Origin of the sequence: Geodermatophilus obscurus (genome assembly GCF_900115395.1) — a bacterium.
GTDB lineage: Bacteria > Actinomycetota > Actinomycetes > Mycobacteriales > Geodermatophilaceae > Geodermatophilus > Geodermatophilus obscurus_B.
Window position 1 is genome coordinate 109,705 of sequence record NZ_FOWE01000002.1, and the last position, 18,592, is coordinate 128,296.

The window sequence follows — 18,592 nt, forward strand, 5'->3', positions numbered from 1 at the left end:
GGTCGTCGCACACGTCGCGCGACGGTGGCAGACGAGGAGGACCAGCCGTGAGCACCCGAGGGCCGTTGCACGTGCTCCGCCGGAGGTGGGTCCAGATCTCCGGCGTCACGCTGGTGGGCCTGCTGGGCGGACTGACGTACGCCTGGACCGCACCGGTCACCTACGAGTCCACGGCCGGCGCCTTCTTCTCGCTGGTGTCGGGGAGCACGGCCTCCGACCTGGTGCAGGGGTCCACCTACGCGCAGAACCAGGTCGAGTCCTTCGCCCAGCTCGCGGTCACGCCCGAGGTGCTGCAGCCGGTGATCGACCGGCTGGACCTGCCCGAGAGCCCGGCCGCGCTGGCCCGCGCCGTGGAGGTCACGGTGCCGACCGGCACGGTGATCGTCGAGGTCACCGTCACCGACGGCTCCGCCGAGCGCAGCGCCGAGCTCGCCGACGCCGTCATCACCTCGCTGTCCGACGTCGTCGAGCGCATCGCCCCTCAGGACGAGGCCGGCGACCCGACCGTCGTCGCGACGACCGTGACCCCGGCGGAGGTGCCGTCCGCCCCGGCGTCGCCGGACGTGCCGCTCGTCCTCGCCGCCGGCCTCGTCGCCGGGCTGCTCGCCGGGCTGGGCCTGGCCTGGCTGCGCGAGACCCTCGACACCCGCATCGCCGACGCGGAGGACGTCGCCGAGGTGACCCCGCTGCCGGTGCTGGGCAACGTGCCCAGCTGGCCACGGCGGACCGGCCGCGTGGTGGTCGCGGCCGAACCGTTCAGCCAGGCGGCGGAGAGCTTCCGGCAGCTGCGCACGAACCTCCAGTTCCTGCGCGTCGCCGAGGGCGGCTCCGGGGGCACCGGCGCCCACGTGGTGGCCGTGACCTCCTCCTTCTCCGGCGAGGGCAAGTCCACCGTCTCGGCCAACCTGGCGACCACGCTGGCCGAGACCGGGGCCCGCGTCCTGCTCCTCGACGCCGACCTGCGCCGCCCGACCGTCGCCGGCGTGCTCGGCATCGAGGGCGGGGTCGGGCTGACCACCGTGCTGGCCGGACAGGCCGCCCTGGACGACGTGGTGCAGGAGTGGGGGTCGGCCGGCCTGGCGGTGCTCCCCTCGGGACCGGTGCCGCCCAACCCGGCGGAGCTGCTCGGCTCCCCGGCGATGCGCGCCCTGCTGGCCGGGCTCCGCACGCGCTACGACCACGTCGTCGTGGACACCGCTCCGGTGCTGCCTGTGGCCGACGCGAGCGTGCTGTCCCGTGTCGTCGACGGGGTGGTCGTGGTGGCCAACGCGCGCCAGGCGCGCCGCCGCCACCTGGGGCAGAGCCTCGACGACCTGTCGAAGGTCTCCGCCCGGGTGCTCGGGGTGGTCCTCAACCAGGTCCGCCGCGACGAGGAGTCCTACAGCTACGGCCGGGACGAGGACCGGGCGCAGCCTGCCGACGGCGACGTGCGGTCCGGCTCCGGGCGGGTCGGGCGCGCCCCGGTGGGCCGGCAGCCGGTCCGGTGAGTGCGACGGTGGACGGCCCGCTCCTGGTGGTCTGCACCGGCAACATCTGCCGCTCCCCGGCTGCGGAGCTGCTCCTGCGGGCCGGGCTCGGCGACGGCGGTCCCGAGGTGGTCAGCGCCGGCCTCGCGGCCCGGGCCGGTGAGCCGGTCGCGGCGCCGGTGGCGGACCTGCTGGCCGGTGCCGGGATCGACCCGGCGGGCTTCGTGGCCCGCCAGCTGCAGCCGTCGATGCTGCGGGAGGCCCGGCTGGTGCTGACCATGACGACGGCGCAGCGGAGCGCGGTCGTCGGTCGCGCGCCGGCGGTCGTCCGCCGCACCTTCACCCTGCGGGAGTTCAGCGACCTGGCCCGGCTGGGCGCGGACCTGCCACTGGGCCCGGACCCGGCCGGGCGGCTCGCCGCCCTCCTCGCCGCGGCGCCCCGGCTGCGTGCGCTGCGCACCGGTCCCCGTGAGGACGACGTCGAGGACCCCCACGGCCGGTCCGCGGACGTCCACGCCCGCTCCTTCGGCCGCATCCAGGAGGCCGTCGGGACGCTCCTCGACGTGCTCGTCCCGTCCCGCGCTCACCCGCCGTCACCGGTGGCGGGCGGTCCTCGCAACTGGCGGCGCACCTTCGGGTGACACCACCCCCTCCGGGTGATGACTCAGCGTAGTCGGACTGGTGGAGTGGCCGGGAGTCATCGGCAGCACGGGCTGCCTCGGGGGAGAAGCGGACATGACACGAGTCGTCGGGTACGCGCCGGGCGCGTACGACCTGTTCCACATCGGTCACCTCAACCTGCTGCGGCACGCCGCCGAGCAGTGTGACCACCTGATCGCCGGTGTCGTCTCCGACGAGATGCTGGTCCTGACCAAGGGCCGCGCGCCGGTGATCCCGCTGGCCGAGCGGATGGAGATCGTGCGCAGCCTGCGCATCGTCGACGAGGTCCACGCCGAGGTGGTGCCGGACAAGATCGACACGTGGCGTGAGGTCGGCTTCGACGTCATCTTCAAGGGCGACGACTGGCGCGGCACGGAGAAGGGTCGCCGGCTGGAGCGCGACTTCGGCGCGGTCGGCGTCGAGGTCCGCTACTTCCCGTACACGGTGCACACGTCGAGCACGGCGTTGCGCCGCGCGCTGGCCGCCCTCGAGGGCGCGCCGCGTGCCGCCTCCCTGGCCGGGGACGGCCGGCGGTGACCGTGCCGACGGACGCCACCGTGACCCTCGACGCCGCTGTGACCCTCGACGCCGCTGTGACCCCGGACGCCGCCGCCGTGGACGCGGAGGGGCGGCGCCGCATGCGGATCCCTCCGGTGCTGATGTACCACTCGATCTGCCCGTCGACGCAGCCCGACCCCCACCGGATCCGGGTCTCCCCGGAGCGGCTGGACCGCCACCTGCGGCTGCTGCGCCGGCTCGGCCTGCGCGGCGTCCCGCTCGGTGAGCTGCTGGCCGCCCAGCGGCGCGGCGAGGCCGGCGGCCTGGTGGGGCTGACCTTCGACGACGGCTACACCGACTTCCTCGAGCACGCACTGCCCGTCCTCGCGCGGCACGAGGTCACCGCGACGGTGTACGTCGTCGCCGGCCTGCTCGGCGGTCACAACGACTGGGACGAGGGCCCGCGGCTGGACCTGCTCGACGCCGACGGCGTCCGGGCCGTGGCCGCGGCCGGGCACGAGGTGGGCAGCCACACGCTCAGCCACGCCGACCTCCGGGACGCCGGTGCCACGACCCTGGAGCGTGAGGTGGCCGGCAGCCGCCGGGTGCTGGAGGAGGTGCTCCAGGCCGAGGTGGCCGGCTTCTGCTACCCCTGGGGCCGCTTCAACGCCGCCGCGGCCGAGGCCGTCCGGGCGGCGGGCTACGACCACGCCTGCGTGACCGGCGACCACCTGCCCGGGGACCGCTTCACCCTGCCCCGTGCCTACGTCGCGCCGGAGCACCGCGCGCCGCACCTGGTGGCCCGGCTCGTCCGGCACCGCGTGCGGATGATCGGTGTCCCGGCCGCCGGCTGAGCGGGGGACCACGCCGACCGCGGCGGGTCCGGCGCCGCGCGCCGTCGTGCTGGTGGGCGACGCGTCGCCCTGACCACCCCGGCCCGTCGACGTCGGCTGGGCCGGGGTGGCGATGTCCCGCGTGCGCCCGGAGCCGGCCCCGCCCGACCGCCCCGGCTGCCCGGTCCCACGCGGGCCGAGGCCGGGCGACCGACGGTGTCCGCGCCACCTCCCGTGCGGCCGGCCCGACGACGACGGCGCGCGCATCCTCGTCCCCGTCACCACGTCTCCCGTCGTCGCCGTCCCCGGGTAATCGGCCCCTGTGGAGCGTCGTGACGATCCGTGGCCGGATCCACACCGCCGCCTCGGGACCAAAGACCTGACCAGCGGGAACGGCGCCCAAGAGGGTTGCGCTGCGTCACCGCCTCTGGTTCGTTGACCGCGCTTCGGTGAGCGGGTCACGACCTCCGGGTCGCTGTCCGAGCCCACCACAACGGGGAGGCGCGTCGCGTCCCCCTGTCTTCCCCGAGAAGGGGGGCGGTCGATGGTCCTCCACGACGTCGGTGTCCCGACCCCCCGCACCGAGGGCACGCCACCCGCCTCGCCGCCGCGGGCCGGTGGCTTCGACCGGCCGGTCGCGCCGAGGACCGCGGCCGGCCACGGTACCGACACGGGCCGGCGCCGGCACCCCCTCTGGCTGCGCCGCTACCAGGCCGCCACCGTCGTCTCGGACCTGCTCGCCGCCCTCGCTGCCGGGGCCCTGGCCCACGCCGTCCGATTCGGCACCGAGGTCGTGCCCTCGGCCCTCCAGGCGCTGAGCGCCTTCCCGGTGCTGTGGGTCGCCGTCGTGGCGCTCGCCGGCGGGCACCGCAGCGCCCACCTCGGCACCGGCACCGAGGAGTACCGGGCGGTGCTGCGTGCCGGCGTCCAGTGCCTGGCGGTGGTCGCCCTCCTCTCGTACGCCCTCATGCTCTCGGTCTCGCGCGGCCTGGTCGTCATCGCGCTGCCCGGCGCCGTGCTCCTCAGCGCGGTCGGCCGGCACGTGCTGCGGCGCCGGGTGCACCGGCTGCGGGCCCGCGGTTCCTGCCTGCGGACGGTGGTCGCCGTCGGCCGCTCGATCCCGGTCGCCGACCTCGTCCGCCAGCTCGACCACGACCGGCACTGCGGGATGACCGTGCTGGCGGCGTGCGTCCCCGACGCCCCCGGGAGCGGTGTCCTGGCCGGGACCGACGTCCCGGTCCTGGGCGACCTGCAGGCCGCGGCGGCCGTGGCGCGCCGCCTCGACGCCGACACGGTCGCCGTCACCAGCTCCAGCGAGACCGCGGCGGTCTACCTGCGCCGGCTGTCCTGGGAGCTCGAGGGCAGCGGGATCGAGCTGCTCGTCGCGCCGGGCCTGATGGAGGTCGCCGGCCCCCGCATGCACGTGCGCCCCTTCATCGGGCTGCCCCTGGTGCACGTGGAGGAGCCGGTCTTCACCGGGCCCACGCGGCTGGTCAAGGAGTTCATCGACCGGACGGCGGCCGCGCTGGCCGTGGTCGTGCTGCTCCCGCTGCTTCTCGGCGTGGCCCTCGCGGTCCGCCTCGACAGCGCCGGCCCGGTGCTGTTCCGCCAGCAGAGGGTGGGGCGGCTGGGCACCGACTTCACGATGCTCAAGTTCCGGACGATGGTGGTCGACGCCGAGCAGCGCCGCGCGGAGCTGGCCGACCGCAACCGCAACGGCGACGGGCCGCTGTTCAAGGTCGCCGACGACCCGCGGGTCACCCGCGTCGGCCGCGTGCTGCGCCGCTACTCCCTCGACGAGCTGCCGCAGCTGCTCAACGTGCTCACAGGGCGGATGTCGCTGGTCGGCCCGCGGCCGCCGCTGCCCGACGAGGTGGCCGTCTACGACGACTCCGTCGCCCGGCGGCTGCTGGTCAAGCCCGGGCTGACCGGCCTCTGGCAGGTGTCGGGCCGCAGCGACCTGACGTGGGACGAGGCGGTGCGGCTGGACCTGCGGTACGTCGAGAACTGGTCCCTCGCGCTCGACCTGCAGATCGTCTGGAAGACCTTCTACGCCGTCACCCGGTCGTCGGGCGCCTACTGATGGACGGCGGACCCCCCGGGCGGGGCGGACGGGCAGTGGACCGGCGCGGAGTGCGCGCGGTCGGGCACGACACGGAGAGCGGACGATGACGACGACCAACGGCACACCGATCGGCATCGCGGTCATCGGCGCCGGCTACTGGGGACCCAACCTGGTGCGCAACGCCCAGGTGACGCCGGGCCTGCACCTGGAGTACCTGTGCGACCTCGACGTCGCCCGGGCGCGGGCGGTGCTCGGCGGCTACAGCACCGTGCGGGCCACCGACGACCTCGACGCGGTGCTCTCCGACCCCGCCGTCGCGGCGGTCGCGGTGGCCACCCCGGCCGCCACGCACGCCGGCATCGCCATGGCCGCGCTGTCGGCCGGCAAGCACGTGCTGGTCGAGAAGCCGCTGGCGGCCAGCCTCGCCGACGGCGCCAAGCTGGTGCGGACCGCCGAGGACGCCGGGCTCGTCCTCATGCTCGACCACACCTACTGCTACACGCCGGCCGTCTCCCACCTGCGCGGACTCGTGCGCGGCGGCGAGCTCGGCACCCTGCAGTACCTGGACTCGGTGCGGATCAACCTGGGCCTGGTGCAGGCCGACGTCGACGTCGTCTGGGACCTCGCCCCGCACGACCTGTCGATCCTCGACTCGCTGCTGCCCGACGACGTGACGCCGGTCAGCGTGGCCGCGCACGGCGCCGACCCGCTCGGCTGCGGCCAGGTGTGCGTGGCCCACCTGGCGGTCGAGCTGAGCACCGGGGCGCTGGCACACATCCACGTCAACTGGCTGTCCCCGACCAAGGTGCGCACCACGATCGTCGGCGGCTCGCGGCGCACCGCCGTCTGGGACGACCTCAACCCCACGCAGCGGGTGGCCGTCTACGACCGCTCGATCGAGACCCGTGACCCCGCCGAGCTGGGCGTCGAGGCCCGCAACCAGACGCGGGTGTCCTACCGGATCGGGGACATGGTCGCCCCGGCCCTCCCCGAGAGAGAGGCACTGCGCACGATGATGGGTGAGTTCGCCGCGGCGATCGGCGAGGGGCGGGCGCCGCTCACCGACGGGCGGTCGGGCCTGCGGGTCCTGGCGATGCTGGAGGCGGCCAGCGCCAGCCTCCGCCGTGGTGGCGCCGCGGTGCCGGTCGAGCAGCTCCCCGCCGAGGTCGCCGCGTGAGCGCCGGGGTGGAGCTCGCCGGCAGCCGGGTGCTGGTCACCGGCGGAGCGGGCACGATCGGGTCGCACGTCGTCGACCAGCTGGTCGACGCCGGCGCCGCCGAGGTCGTCGTCCTCGACAACCTCGTCCGCGGGCGGCTGGCCAACCTCGACCGGGCGCTGCGCACCGGCGGCGACGTCGTCCGGGTCGTCGAGGGCGACATCCGCGACGTCGGCCTGGTGCACGACCTCACGCGCGGCAAGGACGTCGTCTTCCACCTCGCCGCGCTGCGGATCACCCAGTGCGCCGAGCAGCCGCGGCTGGCCCTGGAATCGCTGGTCGACGCCACCTTCACCGTGCTGGAGGCCGCCGCCGAGCACGACGTGGCGAAGGTGGTCGCCTCCTCGTCGGCGTCGGTGTACGGCCTGGCCGAGGAGTTCCCCACCACCGAGCGGCACCACCCGTACAACAACGACACCTTCTACGGGGCGGCGAAGGCCTTCAACGAGGGCATGCTGCGCAGCTTCACCGCGATGTACGGCCTGCCCTACGTCGCGCTGCGGTACTTCAACGTCTACGGCCCGCGGATGGACGTCCACGGCGTCTACACGGAGGTCCTCATCCGCTGGATGGAGCGCATCGCCGCGGGGGAGCCGCCGCTCGTCCTCGGCGACGGCGCACAGACCATGGACTTCGTCCACGTCGAGGACATCGCCCGCGCCAACCTGCTCGCCGCGCAGGCCGACGTCACCGACGACGTCTTCAACATCGCCTCCGGGACCGAGACCAGCTTGCTCGAGCTGGCCGGCCGGCTGCTGGCGGCGATGGACTCCGACCTCACCCCGGTTCACGGCGAGGCGCGCAAGGTCAACGCCGTCTCCCGTCGACTGGCCGACGTGACCGCCGCCCGCGAGCGGCTGGGCTGGACGCCGCGCATCGGCCTCGACGAGGGGCTGCGCGGGCTGGTCGAGTGGTGGCGCACCGAGCAGGCGCCGGTGCAGGCGCCGGTGGAGGGGACGCGCGCGTGACCGTCGTCGACACACCGGCGGCCGCGCTGCCGGTCATCCCGGTGATGCGCCCGTGGCTGGGCGAGGAGGAGGCCGCGGCCGCGGCCGAGGCGGTCGCCTCCGGCTGGGTCGCCCAGGGTCCGCGGGTCCGAGCCTTCGAGGAGGCCTTCGCCCGGCGGGTCGGCGCGGCCGAGGCGGTCGCCGTCTCCAACTGCACGACGGCGCTGCACCTGGCGCTGCACCTGGTCGGCGTCGGTCCCGGCGACGAGGTCGTCGTCCCGTCCTTCTCCTTCATCGCCACCGCCAACGCCGTCCGGCACGCGGGCGCGCATCCGGTCTTCGCCGACGTCGACCTGGTCACGGGCAACCTCACGCCGGAGACGGTCGGGCCGGTGCTGACCGCCCGCACCCGCGCGGTGATCGTCGTCCACCAGGCCGGCGTGCCCGCCGACACCGCCGCGCTCGGCGCCCTGCTCGACCCCCTCGGCGTCGCCGTCGTGGAGGACGCCGCCTGCGCGATCGGCAGCACGCTGTACGGGCGGCCGGTGGGCGCAGGTGTGGCGCTCGGGGCCTTCTCCTTCCACCCGCGCAAGCTGGTGACCACCGGCGAGGGCGGCATGCTCGTGACCTCCTCGGCGGAGGTGGCCGCCCGCGCCCGGCGGCTGCGCGAGCACGGGATGAGCGTCAGTGCCGCCGACCGGCACGCCACCGGCAGCGTGGCCCCCGAGCAGTACCTGGAGCCGGGGTTCAACTACCGGATGACCGACGTGCAGGCCGCCATCGGGCAGGTCCAGCTCACCCGCCTGGACGCGATGGTCGCCCGCCGCCGCGAGCTCGCCGCCCGCTACCGGGCGCTGCTCGCCGACCTGCCCGGCGTGCGGCTGGTCGAGGACCCGCCGTGGGGGACGACCAACCACCAGTCCTGCTGGCTGCTGCTGCCCGAGGACTCCCCGGTCGGCCGCGACGAGCTGCTCGAGAGCCTCGCCGCGGCCGGCATCTCCGGCCGGCGCGGCATCATGGCCGCCCACCTGGAGCCGGCCTACGCCGACCGGCCGCGGGTGCACCTGCCGGCCACCGAGCGGCTCACCGCCGACAGCCTGGTGCTCCCGCTGTTCCACCAGATGACCGCGGCCGAGCAGGACCGCGTCGTCGAGGCCCTGCACGCGGCGCTGCGGTGAGCCGGGCACCCCGTCCGCTGGTCGTCCTCGGTGCCGGTGGCGCCGCGCGCGAGACCGTCCAGCTCCTGCGCGCCTGCCCCACGGCGGCGGGCGGGCCGGTCACCGTCACCGGCCTGCTCGACGACGACCCCGCCCGGGCCGGCACCCTCGTCGACGGCGTCCCCGTCCTGGGTCCGACCGCCGCGGCCGCCGACTCCGCGGCCCGCGGCGCGCTGCTGCTGGCCTGCGTGGGCTCGCCCCGCGACCCCGGCGCGCGCCGGCGCCTGACCGGCCGGCTCGGCCTGCCCGACGAGGTCTGGGCCACCGTCGTCCACCCGCTGGCCGCCGTCTCCCCGGACAGCACCGTCGGCGCGGGCAGCGTGCTGCACGCCGGCGTCGTCCTCACCGCGGCCGTGACCGTCGGCCGGCACGTGTACGCGATGCCGCACGTGGTGCTCACCCACGACGACGAGGTCGGCGACGCGGCCACCTTCGGCGCGGGCGTACGGCTCGCCGGCGGCGTCGTCGTCGGCTCGGCGGCCTACCTCGGCTCCGGCGCGCTCGTCCGCGAGCACCGCCGGATCGGCGCCGGCGCACTCGTCGGCATGGGCAGCGTCGTCGTCCGCGACGTCCCGCCCGGCCAGACCTGGGCGGGCAACCCGGCCCGCCCGCTCACCACCCCCGCGGCCCTGCTGGAGGCATCCCCGTGACCACCGTCGACGTCCCCGCGGTGACCGGCCCCGTGCCGCTGGTCGACCTCGGCATCCAGCGCGACCGGGTGGCCGGCGAGGTCGCCGAGGGCTTCGCCCGCGTGCTGGCCACCACCGCCTTCGTGCAGGGGCCCGACGTCGGCGCCTTCGAGGAGGAGTTCGCCGCCGCCACCGGCCGGGCGCACTGCGTCGGCGTGGGCAACGGCACCGACGCCCTGGAGTTCGCGCTGCGTGCGTGCGGGCTGGGCCCCGGCGATGCCGTCGCGGTCCCGGCCAACACCTTCCTGGCCAGCGCCGAGGCGATCGTGCGCGCCGGCGCCCGGCCGGTCCCGGTCGACGTCGACGACGAGCACCTGCTGCTCGACCCCGCCGCGCTCGACGCCGTCGCCGAGGGGCTGCGGGGCGTGCTGCCGGTGCACCTGTTCGGGCAGATGGCGCCGATGGCCGCGATCCGCGACGTCGCCGAGCGGCACGGGCTGGTCGTCGTCGAGGACGCCGCCCAGTCCCAGGGCGCCACCCACCGCGGCGTGCCGATGGGCGGCTGGGGCACCGCGGCCGGCACCAGCTTCTACCCCGGCAAGAACCTCGGCGCCTACGGCGACGCGGGCGCGGTCACCACCGACGACGCCGGCGTCGCCCGCGCGGTCCGGCTGCTGGCCAACCACGGCAGCGAGGTGAAGTACGAGCACCCCGTGCTGGGCTTCAACTCGCGGATGGACACCCTGCAGGCGGTCGTCCTCCGCGCCAAGCTGCGCCGGCTGGCCGCCTGGAACGCCGAGCGCGCCGAGGCCGCGCAGCGCTACGCCGACCTGCTCGCCGGCGTCCCGGGCGTGCGGCTGCCCGGCGTCGCCCCCGGCAACGAGCACGTGTGGCACCTCTACGTCGTGCGGGTGCCCGCCCGCGACGCCGTCCTGGCCGACCTCGCCGCCGCGCGCATCGGCGCCGGGGTGCACTACCCGGTGCCGGTGCACCTGACCGGCGCCATGGCCGGCGCGATGGCCGGCTCCGGGCCCGGCGCCGCCCCGGTCGCCGAGCGCGCGGCCGGGGAGATCCTGTCGCTGCCGATCTTCCCGGGGATCACCGCCGCCCAGCAGGAGCGCGTGGCGGCCGAGCTGGCCCGGGCGGTGGTCCGCCGTGGCTGAGCCGGCCGGCGTGCGGGTGCACCCGCTGGGGCTGTGCGAGAGCGACGACGTCGGCCCCGGCACGCGGATCTGGGCGTGGGCGCACGTGCTGCCCGGTGCCCGCCTCGGCGCCGACTGCAACGTCTGCGACCACGCCTACGTCGAGGGCGGCGCCCGGCTCGGCGACCGGGTCACCGTGAAGAACGGCGTGCTCGTCTTCGACGGCGTCGACGTCGGCGACGACGTCTTCCTCGGCCCCGGCGTGGTCTTCACCAACGACCTGCGGCCCCGCGCCCACGTGAAGAAGGGTGCCGACGCGCTGCTGCCCACCGTCGTCGAGGACGGCGTCACGCTCGGCGCCGGCACGGTGGTCGTCTGCGGCACCCGCATCGGCCGCCACGCGTTCGCCGCCGCAGGCTCGGTGGTCACCCGCGACGTCCCCGCGCACGCCTTCGTGGCCGGCAACCCCGCCCGGCAGCGCGGCTGGGTCTGCGCCTGCGGCGAGCGTCTCGACGGCGACCTCGCCTGCCCCGCCTGCGGGACGGCGCACACGGAGTCGGAGGCGGGCCTCGGTGTGGCCGCCCAGCAGTACGCGGAGGTGCCGCAGTGAGGTTCCACCGCGCACTCCCCCTGAGCGCGCCGGCCCGGGTGAGCGTCGTCGTCCCCTGCTACCGCTACGGCAGGTACCTGCACGACGTCGTCGCCAGCGCCCTGGACCAGCCCGGCCTGGACGTCGACGTGCTCGTCGTCGACGACGCCTCACCGGACGACTCCGCGGCGATCGCCCACGCCATCGCCGAGGAGGAGCCCCGCGTCCGGGTCGTCGTCAACGACCCGAACCTCGGCCACATCGCCACCTACAACCGCGGCATCGCGGAGGTCACGGGCGACTACGTCGTCCTGCTGTCCGCCGACGACCTCCTGACCCCGGGGTCGCTGACCCGGTCGGTGGCCCTCATGCAGGCGCACCCGTCCGTCGGCCTGGCCTACGGCTATCCGCTCGAGTTCCGCGGACAGCCGCCCACCACGCGCAGCGGTCCGGCGACGTGGATCACCTGGCCCGGACACGAGTGGCTGCACGTCTTCTGCCGCCGGGGCAGGAACCTCGTCTTCAACCCGGAGGTGGTCCTGCGCCGGGAGGTCATGGCCGAACTGGGTGCCTACGACCCGGCCCTGCCGCACGGAGCGGACATGGACCTGTGGATGCGGACCGCACTGCACTGGGACGTCGGCCGGGTCGTCGGGCCCGAGCAGGGGCTCTACCGGCAGCACGACGACAACATGCACGTCGAGTCCTTCGGCGGCGTCCTCGACGACCTCGTGGGTCGCCGGCTGGTCTTCGACCGGGTGCTCCTGGTCTCGGCGAGGGACGTCGTGGCGCCTCCGGAGAGACGGCGACTGCACGCGACCGCGTACCGGGCGCTCGCCCGGGAGGCCGTCGACCTGGCGATCCGCACCGTCGACGGCGGACACCCGGAGGCCGCCGTCCGCTGCAAGCAGTACCTGGCGTTCGCCGAGGAGACCTGGCCGGCCGTCCGGCACGGGCGGGCCTGGCAGGCCGCCGTCGGCCGCCTCGGCGGCGGGTCGTCCGCGCTCCGTGCACGGGCCGGCGAGACGGCACGACAGGTCCGCGACAGCGCACGGTGGCGCGTCTGGCGGCGCCTCGGTGTCTGACTCCGCGAGGGGAGCCCGGCCGGCCTCCGTGCCGGCCGGGCCCGCAGGCGACGCCGGGCTTGCCGGACAGGTCAGGCGGGGACTGGCCTGGAGCGGGCTCAACAGCGTGGCGCTGCGCATCGGGAGCCTGCTCACCGGGATCGTCCTGGCCCGCCTGCTCGCGCCCGAGGACTTCGGCGTCTACGCGATCGCCCTGACCGCCCAGGCGGTCCTGGTGACCCTCGCCGACCTCGGGCTCAGCGCCGACCTCGTCCGCGCGGAGCGACCGGAGCAGCGGGCGCCGACCGTGGCCACGATCGCCCTGCTGGCCGGCTCGACGCTCACGGTCCTGATGGTCGTCTCCGCGGTCCCGCTGGCCACCGCGCTCGGCAGCGCCGAGGCGGCCCCGGTGATCGCCGTCCTGGCGTTCACCCTCGTGCTCAGCGGAGCCGGCGTCGTGCCCTACGCGAAGCTCCAGCGCGGCTTCGAGCAGCGGAAGCTCTTCCTGGTCGACGGCTGCGGCTTCGTCGTCAGCACCGGTCTCTCCATCTGCCTGGTCCTCCTCGGCTCCGGGCCGATGGCCCTGGCCTGGGCCCGGCTGGCCGCCCAGGTCGTCGTCGTGGTTCTGCAGTTCGTCCTGGCCCGCACACGGCCGCGGCTGGGCTGGGACCGCGTCGTCGCCCGCAGCGCGATGCGCTTCGGCGTGCCGATCGCGCTCGCCAACACGCTGTCCTGGGCGCTGCTCAACGTGGACACCGTGGTCGTCGCGCGGCTCGCGGGGCCGGTCGTCCTCGGCTTCTACGTGCTGGCCTTCAACGTCTCGTCCTGGCCGATGTCCGCCATCGGCCAGGCCATCCGCCCGGTCACCCTCGCGGCCTTCGCCCGGCGGCAGGACGGCGACGCCAGCGAGTCCGTCGCCCGGGCCGTGGGGCTCGCCGCCGCCGTGGCGTTCCCGGCGGGCACCCTGCTCGCCGTCCTCGCCCTGCCGGTCGTGACGGTGGTCTACGGCGAGCGGTGGGCGGCCGCGGCCGCCGCACTCGCGGCCCTCGGCGTCTTCGGCGGCCTGCGCGTGGTCACCGACGTCCTGGCCACCTTCCTCACCGCCCGGGGCGCCGCCCGGGCCGTCCTCACCGTCCAGGTCGTCTGGATCGTCGCGCTCGTCCCGGCGATGGTCCTCGGCACCACCTCTGCGGGCCTGGCCGGCGCCGGCTGGGCGCACGTCGTCGTGGCCGCGGCGCTGGTCCTGCCGGCCTACCTCGTGGCCTCCCACCGGGCCGGGGCGCGGGCCGGCGCGGTCCTGGGCAGCCTGTGGCGCCCGGCGCTGGCCTCCGCCGGCATGGCGGTACCGGTCCTCCTCGTGTCGCGCCAGGCCGACCACCCGCTCGGCGCCGTCCTCCTCGGCGGGATGGTCGGGGTGGCCGCGTACGCGGCTCTCGTCGTCCCCTGGGTCCGGCGGCTGCTCGCGCCCGCCGCGGCTGCGGCCGCGGTGCCGGGCACTGCGCCCGACCGTCTCCCGGTGGCGTCGTCGTGAGGGGCACGGCGACGGCGGGCACGGGCGTCCTGCGGTCGGCGGACCGCCCGTCCCGGGGAGCCGGCGCGGTCCGCGTCCTCGCCCGCGTGGCGCCGGCCCCGATCGACCCGACCGCCCCCGCGCCCCGGGTCACGGTGGTCGTCCCGTGCTTCGACTACGCCGGCTACCTGCCCGTGGCGGTGCGCAGCGCGCTGGCGCAGACCGGCGTCCGCGTGGACGTCGTCGTCGTCGACGACGCGTCGACCGACGACTCCCTCGCCGTGGCCCGGGCCCTGGCCGCCGACGACGACCGCGTGACGGTGCTCGCCCACTCGACCAACCAGGGGCCGGTCGCGACGTTCAACGACGGGCTGGCCCGGGTGACCGGTGACTACCTGGTGCGCCTCGACGCGGACGACGCCCTCACCCCGGGGTCCCTGGCCCGGGCCGTGGCCCTGGCCGAGCGCTTCCCGTCCGTGGGGATGGTCTACGGGCGGCCGGTGCACTTCTCGGGTCCCGTCCTCCCCCCGGCCCGGACGGACGTGCGCTCCTGGGTCGTCTGGTCGGGTGCCAGCTGGCTGGAGCACCGCTGCCGGCGCGGGGTCAACTGCATCACCTCGCCGGAGGTCCTGATGCGGACGTCGGTGGTCCGCGACGTCGGGGGCCAGCGGGACCTCGCCCACGCCCACGACATGGAGATGTGGCTGCGCCTGGCCCGGGCCGCGGACGTCGCCAGACTGGACGGGCCCGACCAGGCGTGGCACCGCGAGCACGAGGCCAGCCTGTCGGCCCGTGAGGTCGACGGGCTGACCGACCTGCACGAGCGGGCCCTCGCCTTCGCCACGCTGTTCGGCGACGGGCGGGGTGACCCGGTGGAGTCGCAGCGGCTCCACGGACTCGCGCGGCGGGCGCTGGCCCGCGAGGCGCTCCTGGGCGCCTGCCAGGGCTACGTCCGCGGCTGGGCCGACGACGCCAGCACCCGCCCGCTGCTGGACTTCGCCCACGCCATGGTCGACGACGTCGACGACCTCCCGGAGGCCGCGCGCCTGCGGGCCTCGCGCCGGGCGGGTGCGCGGCGGGCGAGGTACGTGCCCCGCCTGGTGGCCCCGGCGGTCCTGACCCTCGTCGACCGTCGCCTGCGCGCCCGCGCCTGGCAGCGCACCGGACTGTGAGCACCGACCGCCGGGACCGGGTCCCGGGAACCACTGGAGGATCAGTGCGCCTCAGGAACGACATCCGCAAGGCCGTCCGCGTCGCGCGGGTCGAGGGCCGCACCGGGGTGGCCGACCGCCTGGTCCGGGCCGCCGCGCGGCGGTTCGGATCGGCCGGCGAGCAGACCGGTCTCGCCGCCGACGACGTCGTGGACGCCTCGTCGACGCGCGTCCCGCCCCGACGCGCCCGTGCCGAGGGCGGGCCGCTGGAGGTCGGGTGGGTCATCACGCCTCCGGCGGCGGGCTCGGGCGGCCACACCACCGCCTTCCGGATGGTGCAGGCCATGGAGGCCGCCGGGCACCGCTGCCTGCTCTTCCTCTACGACCCGCACGGCGGCGCGCTCGCCGACCACGAGCGGGTGATCCGCACCTGGTGGCCCGGGATGCGCGCCGAGGTGCGCAGCGTCGCCGACGGCCTCCCCGACCTCGACGCCCACGTGGCCACCGCGTGGACCACGGCGCACGTGCTGGCGCGGCACGACCGCGCGGCCGGGGCGCGGTTCTACCTCGTCCAGGACTTCGAGCCGTACTTCTACGCCCGGGGCTCGGCCGCGGCGCTCGCGGAGGAGACCTACTCCTTCGGCTTCCAGGTGCTCGCCGTCGGACACATGGTGGCCGGGGAGCTGCGGGACCGGTTCGGCCTCGACTCGACCGTGCTGCCCTTCGGCTGCGACCACGGGACCTACCGCGTCACCGGGTCCGGGCCCAGGGACGAGGTCGTCTTCTACGCCCGCCCGGGCGTCCCGCGCCGCGGGTACGAACTCGGCGTCGCCGCGCTCGAGCTGTTCACCCGGGCGCGGCCCGACGTCGTGGTCAACACCTTCGGGGTGCAGGCCCGCCACCTGCCGTTCCCGGCCCGCGTCCACGCCGCCGTCCCGCCCGCTCGCCTCAACGAGCTCTACAACCGGTGCGCGGCGGGACTGGCGCTGTCCTTCACCAACGTCTCCCTCGTCGCCTTCGAGCTGCTCGCCGCCGGGGTGGTCCCGGTCGTCAACGACGGCCCCGGGCCGCGAGCGGACCTGGACAGCCCCTTCGTCGAGTGGGCCCGCCCGACCCCCGCCGCGGTCGCGGCAGCGCTGACCCGGGCCGTCGACGGGGCGGCCGGCCGGCCCGCCGGGCTGATCGCCGCGAGCGTCGCGGACACCAGCTGGCGCCCGGCCGAGCGCGCCGTCGTCGACACCATCGAGCGCAGCTGTGTCCCGGTCGCCTGAGGCCCGGCCCGCCCCCGTGGGGCCGCCGGACCACGACGTCCCACCGGATCCCGCTGCGCCCGGTGCGGGAGGCCGTCCCGCGCGGCGGCGGAGGGCGCTCCTGGCCGGCGTCGCGGCCCTCGCGGTGGCGGTCCTCGTCGTCACCCTCCTGGTCGCCGACCGCGACGGCGGGCCGGACGGCGCGGGGCCGGACACCGCCCTCCTCGACCTGCCGCGGGTGCCGTGGGAGGGCGGCCCGGAGTACTGGGCGCGGTTCCCGGCGACGGCTGACGCGGGCTGGACCGACCCCGCCTTCTTCCCGGTCGTCTCCTGGTTCAACGGCATCAGCAGCGACGAGGAGGTCCGGTACGACCGGTCACTGGGCTTCAACACCTACATCGGGATGGACCCGTCGACGCCGTACTCGCTGTTCGCCGACAACGACGTCTACTGGATCGGCGGAGCCCTCAACGAGACGTTCACCGAGGACTCCCGCAACTGGGTGGGCACCTTCCTCGACGACGAGGTGGACGGCCGGTTCCCGCCGGACGAGGCGCGCGACCGGCTGGCGCAGCTGCGGGAGTCGGCACCGGCGGACCGCCCGGCCTACGCCAACTTCACCCAGACGGTCGTCAGCCGCGACATGACCGACGACGACGCCGAGGCGTTGATCAACGACTACACGGACGTCGTGTCGGTGGACATGTACTGGTACACGATCCCCTTCTGCGACTGGGACCCCTACCGGGCGGTCTACCTCCTCCCCGTCGAGCAGGAGACCTGCCGGACCGCGTCGAGCTACGGCACGGTCGTGGAGATGCTGCGCCAGCGGGACGCCGCGGACGGCGAACTGCAGGCGACCTGGCAGTTCGTCGAGGTGCTCAACGGCGGGCCCGGCGAGGGGCCGTTCCTGGGCAACATCGAGCCCGACCAGCTCCGCGGAGCGGTGATGAGCAGCCTCATCCACGAGGCCCGCGGCATCGTCTACTTCAACCAGAGCCTCAGCGGGCCCTGCCAGGGCGGCAACGTCATCCGCCTGTCGCAGGTGCAGGAGGACTTCTGCGGTGCCGCCCAGGTCGCCGCGGCCGGCGAGGTCAACGCGCAGATCCACGAGCTCGCGCCCGTGCTCAACACGCAGTCCTACGAACACGACGCCGGCCCCGGGCTCGACACGATGCTGAAGGCCCACGACGGGTACGCCTACCTCTTCGCGATGGTCGACGGGAGCGGCCCGCCGGGGGAGCGCCGGCTCGACCTGCCGGCCGGGCTCGCCGGCGGGGAGGCCGAGGTCCTGTTCGAGGACCGCACCGTGCCCGTCGTCGACGGCCGGATCACGGACACCTTCACGACGGAGTCGACCTACCACGTCTACCGCATCCCGCTCGAGGGGACCGGGGAGCCCGCATGACCCGCACCGTCGACCACGTCCTGCTGACCCGGTTCAACCTGCCCTCGCCGGGACACGAGAGCCTCGTCCGGGCCCGCGAGGGCTGGCTGAGGGACCGGGTGGCGCTGTTCGAGCGGTACTGCCTGCCGTCGGTCCTGGCCCAGTCCTGCCGGGACTTCGAGTGGCTGGTCTACATCGACCCGGGCAGCCCGTCCTGGTTCCTCTCGTGGGCCTCCGCGCACGCCGCGCGCGGACACTTCCGCCCCGTCCTCCGCGAGGAGGTGCCGCGCGAGGCCCTGCTCCACGACCTGCGCACCGCGGTCGGCCGGCCCGGGGACCGGGACCTGCTGACCACCAACCTCGACAACGACGACGGCCTCGCCCGGGACTTCGTCGCGCGGGTGCAGGCGTCGACCAGGACGGCCGGCCCGGTCGCGGTCTACCTCGCCGTCGGCCTCGTGCGCCGGGACGACCAGGTGTTCCTCCGGGTGGACGAGAGCAACGCCTTCTGCTCCGTGCGCGAGGCCCCGGACGAGCCGCTGACCTGCTGGGCGGACTGGCACAACCGGCTGGCCGACCACATGCCGGCGGTCGTGCTCCGCGGTGCCCCGGCCTGGCTGCAGGTCGTGCACGGCGCCAACGTCAGCAACCGGGTACGCGGGAGGCGCACCGACCCCGGGGCGCACCGCGACCTGTTCCCCGGGCTGCTCGACGACCTCCCGAGGCCGACGGTCACCGAGGTGCTCCGCGACCGGGTGCTGGACGCCCCGGTGCGCGGGGTGCGCGAAGCGGGCCGGGCGACGGCCAAGACCGCCGTGTCGGCCGTCCTCGGGAGGGAGCAGCTCGACCGCGTCAAGGTGTGGGGTGCGGCCACCCGGCGGCCGTTCGCCCGCCGCGACCCGGGACGCGGACTGCTGCCGAACCGTGGCCGGAACCGGTGACGCGGCCCGGTCTGCTCCGTACGGTGC

At 75.8% G+C, this 18,592-nt stretch carries 17 protein-coding genes; all 17 read left to right on the forward strand.

Translation table 11 applies throughout. The annotated features are described in order from the left end of the window. Nucleotides 1-47: 47 nt before the first annotated feature. The 17 genes from BM165_RS03880 (at nucleotide 48) to BM165_RS03960 (ending at nucleotide 18,565) form a co-directional block, all read left to right on the forward strand. Nucleotides 48-1,487, forward strand: a complete 1,440-nt coding sequence (locus BM165_RS03880; RefSeq protein WP_083427033.1) for a tyrosine-protein kinase domain-containing protein — start codon at nucleotides 48-50, stop codon at nucleotides 1,485-1,487. 8 nt (nucleotides 1,488-1,495) lie between these two features. Continuing rightward, entirely contained in the window at nucleotides 1,496-2,107 is a 612-nt protein-coding gene (locus BM165_RS03885) for an arsenate reductase/protein-tyrosine-phosphatase family protein (protein ID WP_075012221.1), read from the forward strand. Nucleotides 2,108-2,201: 94 nt separating this feature from the next. After that, the gene (locus BM165_RS03890) at nucleotides 2,202-2,663 is read left to right on the forward strand and encodes an FAD synthase family protein (protein ID WP_075012222.1); all 462 of its coding nucleotides are present in this window, start codon (nucleotides 2,202-2,204) and stop codon (nucleotides 2,661-2,663) included. Beyond that, nucleotides 2,660-3,478: a polysaccharide deacetylase family protein gene (locus BM165_RS03895; RefSeq protein WP_208976636.1), complete on the forward strand. Its 819-nt coding sequence runs from the start codon at nucleotides 2,660-2,662 to the stop codon at nucleotides 3,476-3,478. Before BM165_RS03890 ends, BM165_RS03895 begins: the two co-directional genes overlap by 4 nt. Before the next feature lie 523 nt (nucleotides 3,479-4,001). After that, nucleotides 4,002-5,540, forward strand: a complete 1,539-nt coding sequence (locus tag BM165_RS03900; RefSeq protein ID WP_083427035.1) for a sugar transferase — start codon at nucleotides 4,002-4,004, stop codon at nucleotides 5,538-5,540. 85 nt (nucleotides 5,541-5,625) lie between these two features. Further along, nucleotides 5,626-6,699: a Gfo/Idh/MocA family protein gene (locus tag BM165_RS03905; RefSeq protein ID WP_075012223.1), complete on the forward strand. Its 1,074-nt coding sequence runs from the start codon at nucleotides 5,626-5,628 to the stop codon at nucleotides 6,697-6,699. Then, nucleotides 6,696-7,706 (forward strand): NAD-dependent epimerase/dehydratase family protein, encoded by a 1,011-nt coding sequence (locus BM165_RS03910; RefSeq protein ID WP_075012224.1) that lies wholly within the window; start codon nucleotides 6,696-6,698, stop codon nucleotides 7,704-7,706. Before BM165_RS03905 ends, BM165_RS03910 begins: the two co-directional genes overlap by 4 nt. Further along, the gene (locus BM165_RS03915) at nucleotides 7,703-8,863 is read left to right on the forward strand and encodes a DegT/DnrJ/EryC1/StrS family aminotransferase (RefSeq protein ID WP_208976637.1); all 1,161 of its coding nucleotides are present in this window, start codon (nucleotides 7,703-7,705) and stop codon (nucleotides 8,861-8,863) included. The genes BM165_RS03910 and BM165_RS03915 overlap by 4 nt, the downstream gene beginning before the upstream one ends. Beyond that, a complete protein-coding gene (locus BM165_RS03920; RefSeq protein WP_075012225.1) occupies nucleotides 8,860-9,552 on the forward strand; it encodes a NeuD/PglB/VioB family sugar acetyltransferase in 693 nt (230 codons plus the stop codon). Before BM165_RS03915 ends, BM165_RS03920 begins: the two co-directional genes overlap by 4 nt. Further along, nucleotides 9,549-10,694 (forward strand): DegT/DnrJ/EryC1/StrS family aminotransferase, encoded by a 1,146-nt coding sequence (locus BM165_RS03925; RefSeq protein ID WP_208976638.1) that lies wholly within the window; start codon nucleotides 9,549-9,551, stop codon nucleotides 10,692-10,694. Before BM165_RS03920 ends, BM165_RS03925 begins: the two co-directional genes overlap by 4 nt. Then, nucleotides 10,687-11,283 (forward strand): acyltransferase, encoded by a 597-nt coding sequence (locus BM165_RS03930; protein WP_075012226.1) that lies wholly within the window; start codon nucleotides 10,687-10,689, stop codon nucleotides 11,281-11,283. The genes BM165_RS03925 and BM165_RS03930 overlap by 8 nt, the downstream gene beginning before the upstream one ends. Continuing rightward, the gene (locus tag BM165_RS24120; RefSeq protein ID WP_177225101.1) at nucleotides 11,280-12,347 is read left to right on the forward strand and encodes a glycosyltransferase family 2 protein; all 1,068 of its coding nucleotides are present in this window, start codon (nucleotides 11,280-11,282) and stop codon (nucleotides 12,345-12,347) included. The genes BM165_RS03930 and BM165_RS24120 overlap by 4 nt, the downstream gene beginning before the upstream one ends. Nucleotides 12,348-12,375: 28 nt before the next feature. Then, on the forward strand, nucleotides 12,376-13,857 hold the full coding sequence (locus BM165_RS03940) for an oligosaccharide flippase family protein (protein ID WP_075012227.1): 1,482 nt from the start codon (nucleotides 12,376-12,378) through the stop codon (nucleotides 13,855-13,857). A gap of 86 nt (nucleotides 13,858-13,943) precedes the next feature. After that, nucleotides 13,944-15,008 (forward strand): glycosyltransferase family 2 protein, encoded by a 1,065-nt coding sequence (locus BM165_RS24125; protein WP_208976639.1) that lies wholly within the window; start codon nucleotides 13,944-13,946, stop codon nucleotides 15,006-15,008. Nucleotides 15,009-15,052: 44 nt separating this feature from the next. Then, on the forward strand, nucleotides 15,053-16,258 hold the full coding sequence (locus BM165_RS03950) for a rhamnosyltransferase WsaF family glycosyltransferase (RefSeq protein WP_075012228.1): 1,206 nt from the start codon (nucleotides 15,053-15,055) through the stop codon (nucleotides 16,256-16,258). 124 nt (nucleotides 16,259-16,382) lie between these two features. Then, on the forward strand, nucleotides 16,383-17,645 hold the full coding sequence (locus BM165_RS03955; protein ID WP_083427038.1) for a hypothetical protein: 1,263 nt from the start codon (nucleotides 16,383-16,385) through the stop codon (nucleotides 17,643-17,645). Further along, nucleotides 17,642-18,565, forward strand: a complete 924-nt coding sequence (locus BM165_RS03960) for a glycosyltransferase (RefSeq protein ID WP_075012229.1) — start codon at nucleotides 17,642-17,644, stop codon at nucleotides 18,563-18,565. Before BM165_RS03955 ends, BM165_RS03960 begins: the two co-directional genes overlap by 4 nt. The last annotated feature ends 27 nt before the right edge of the window (nucleotides 18,566-18,592 follow it).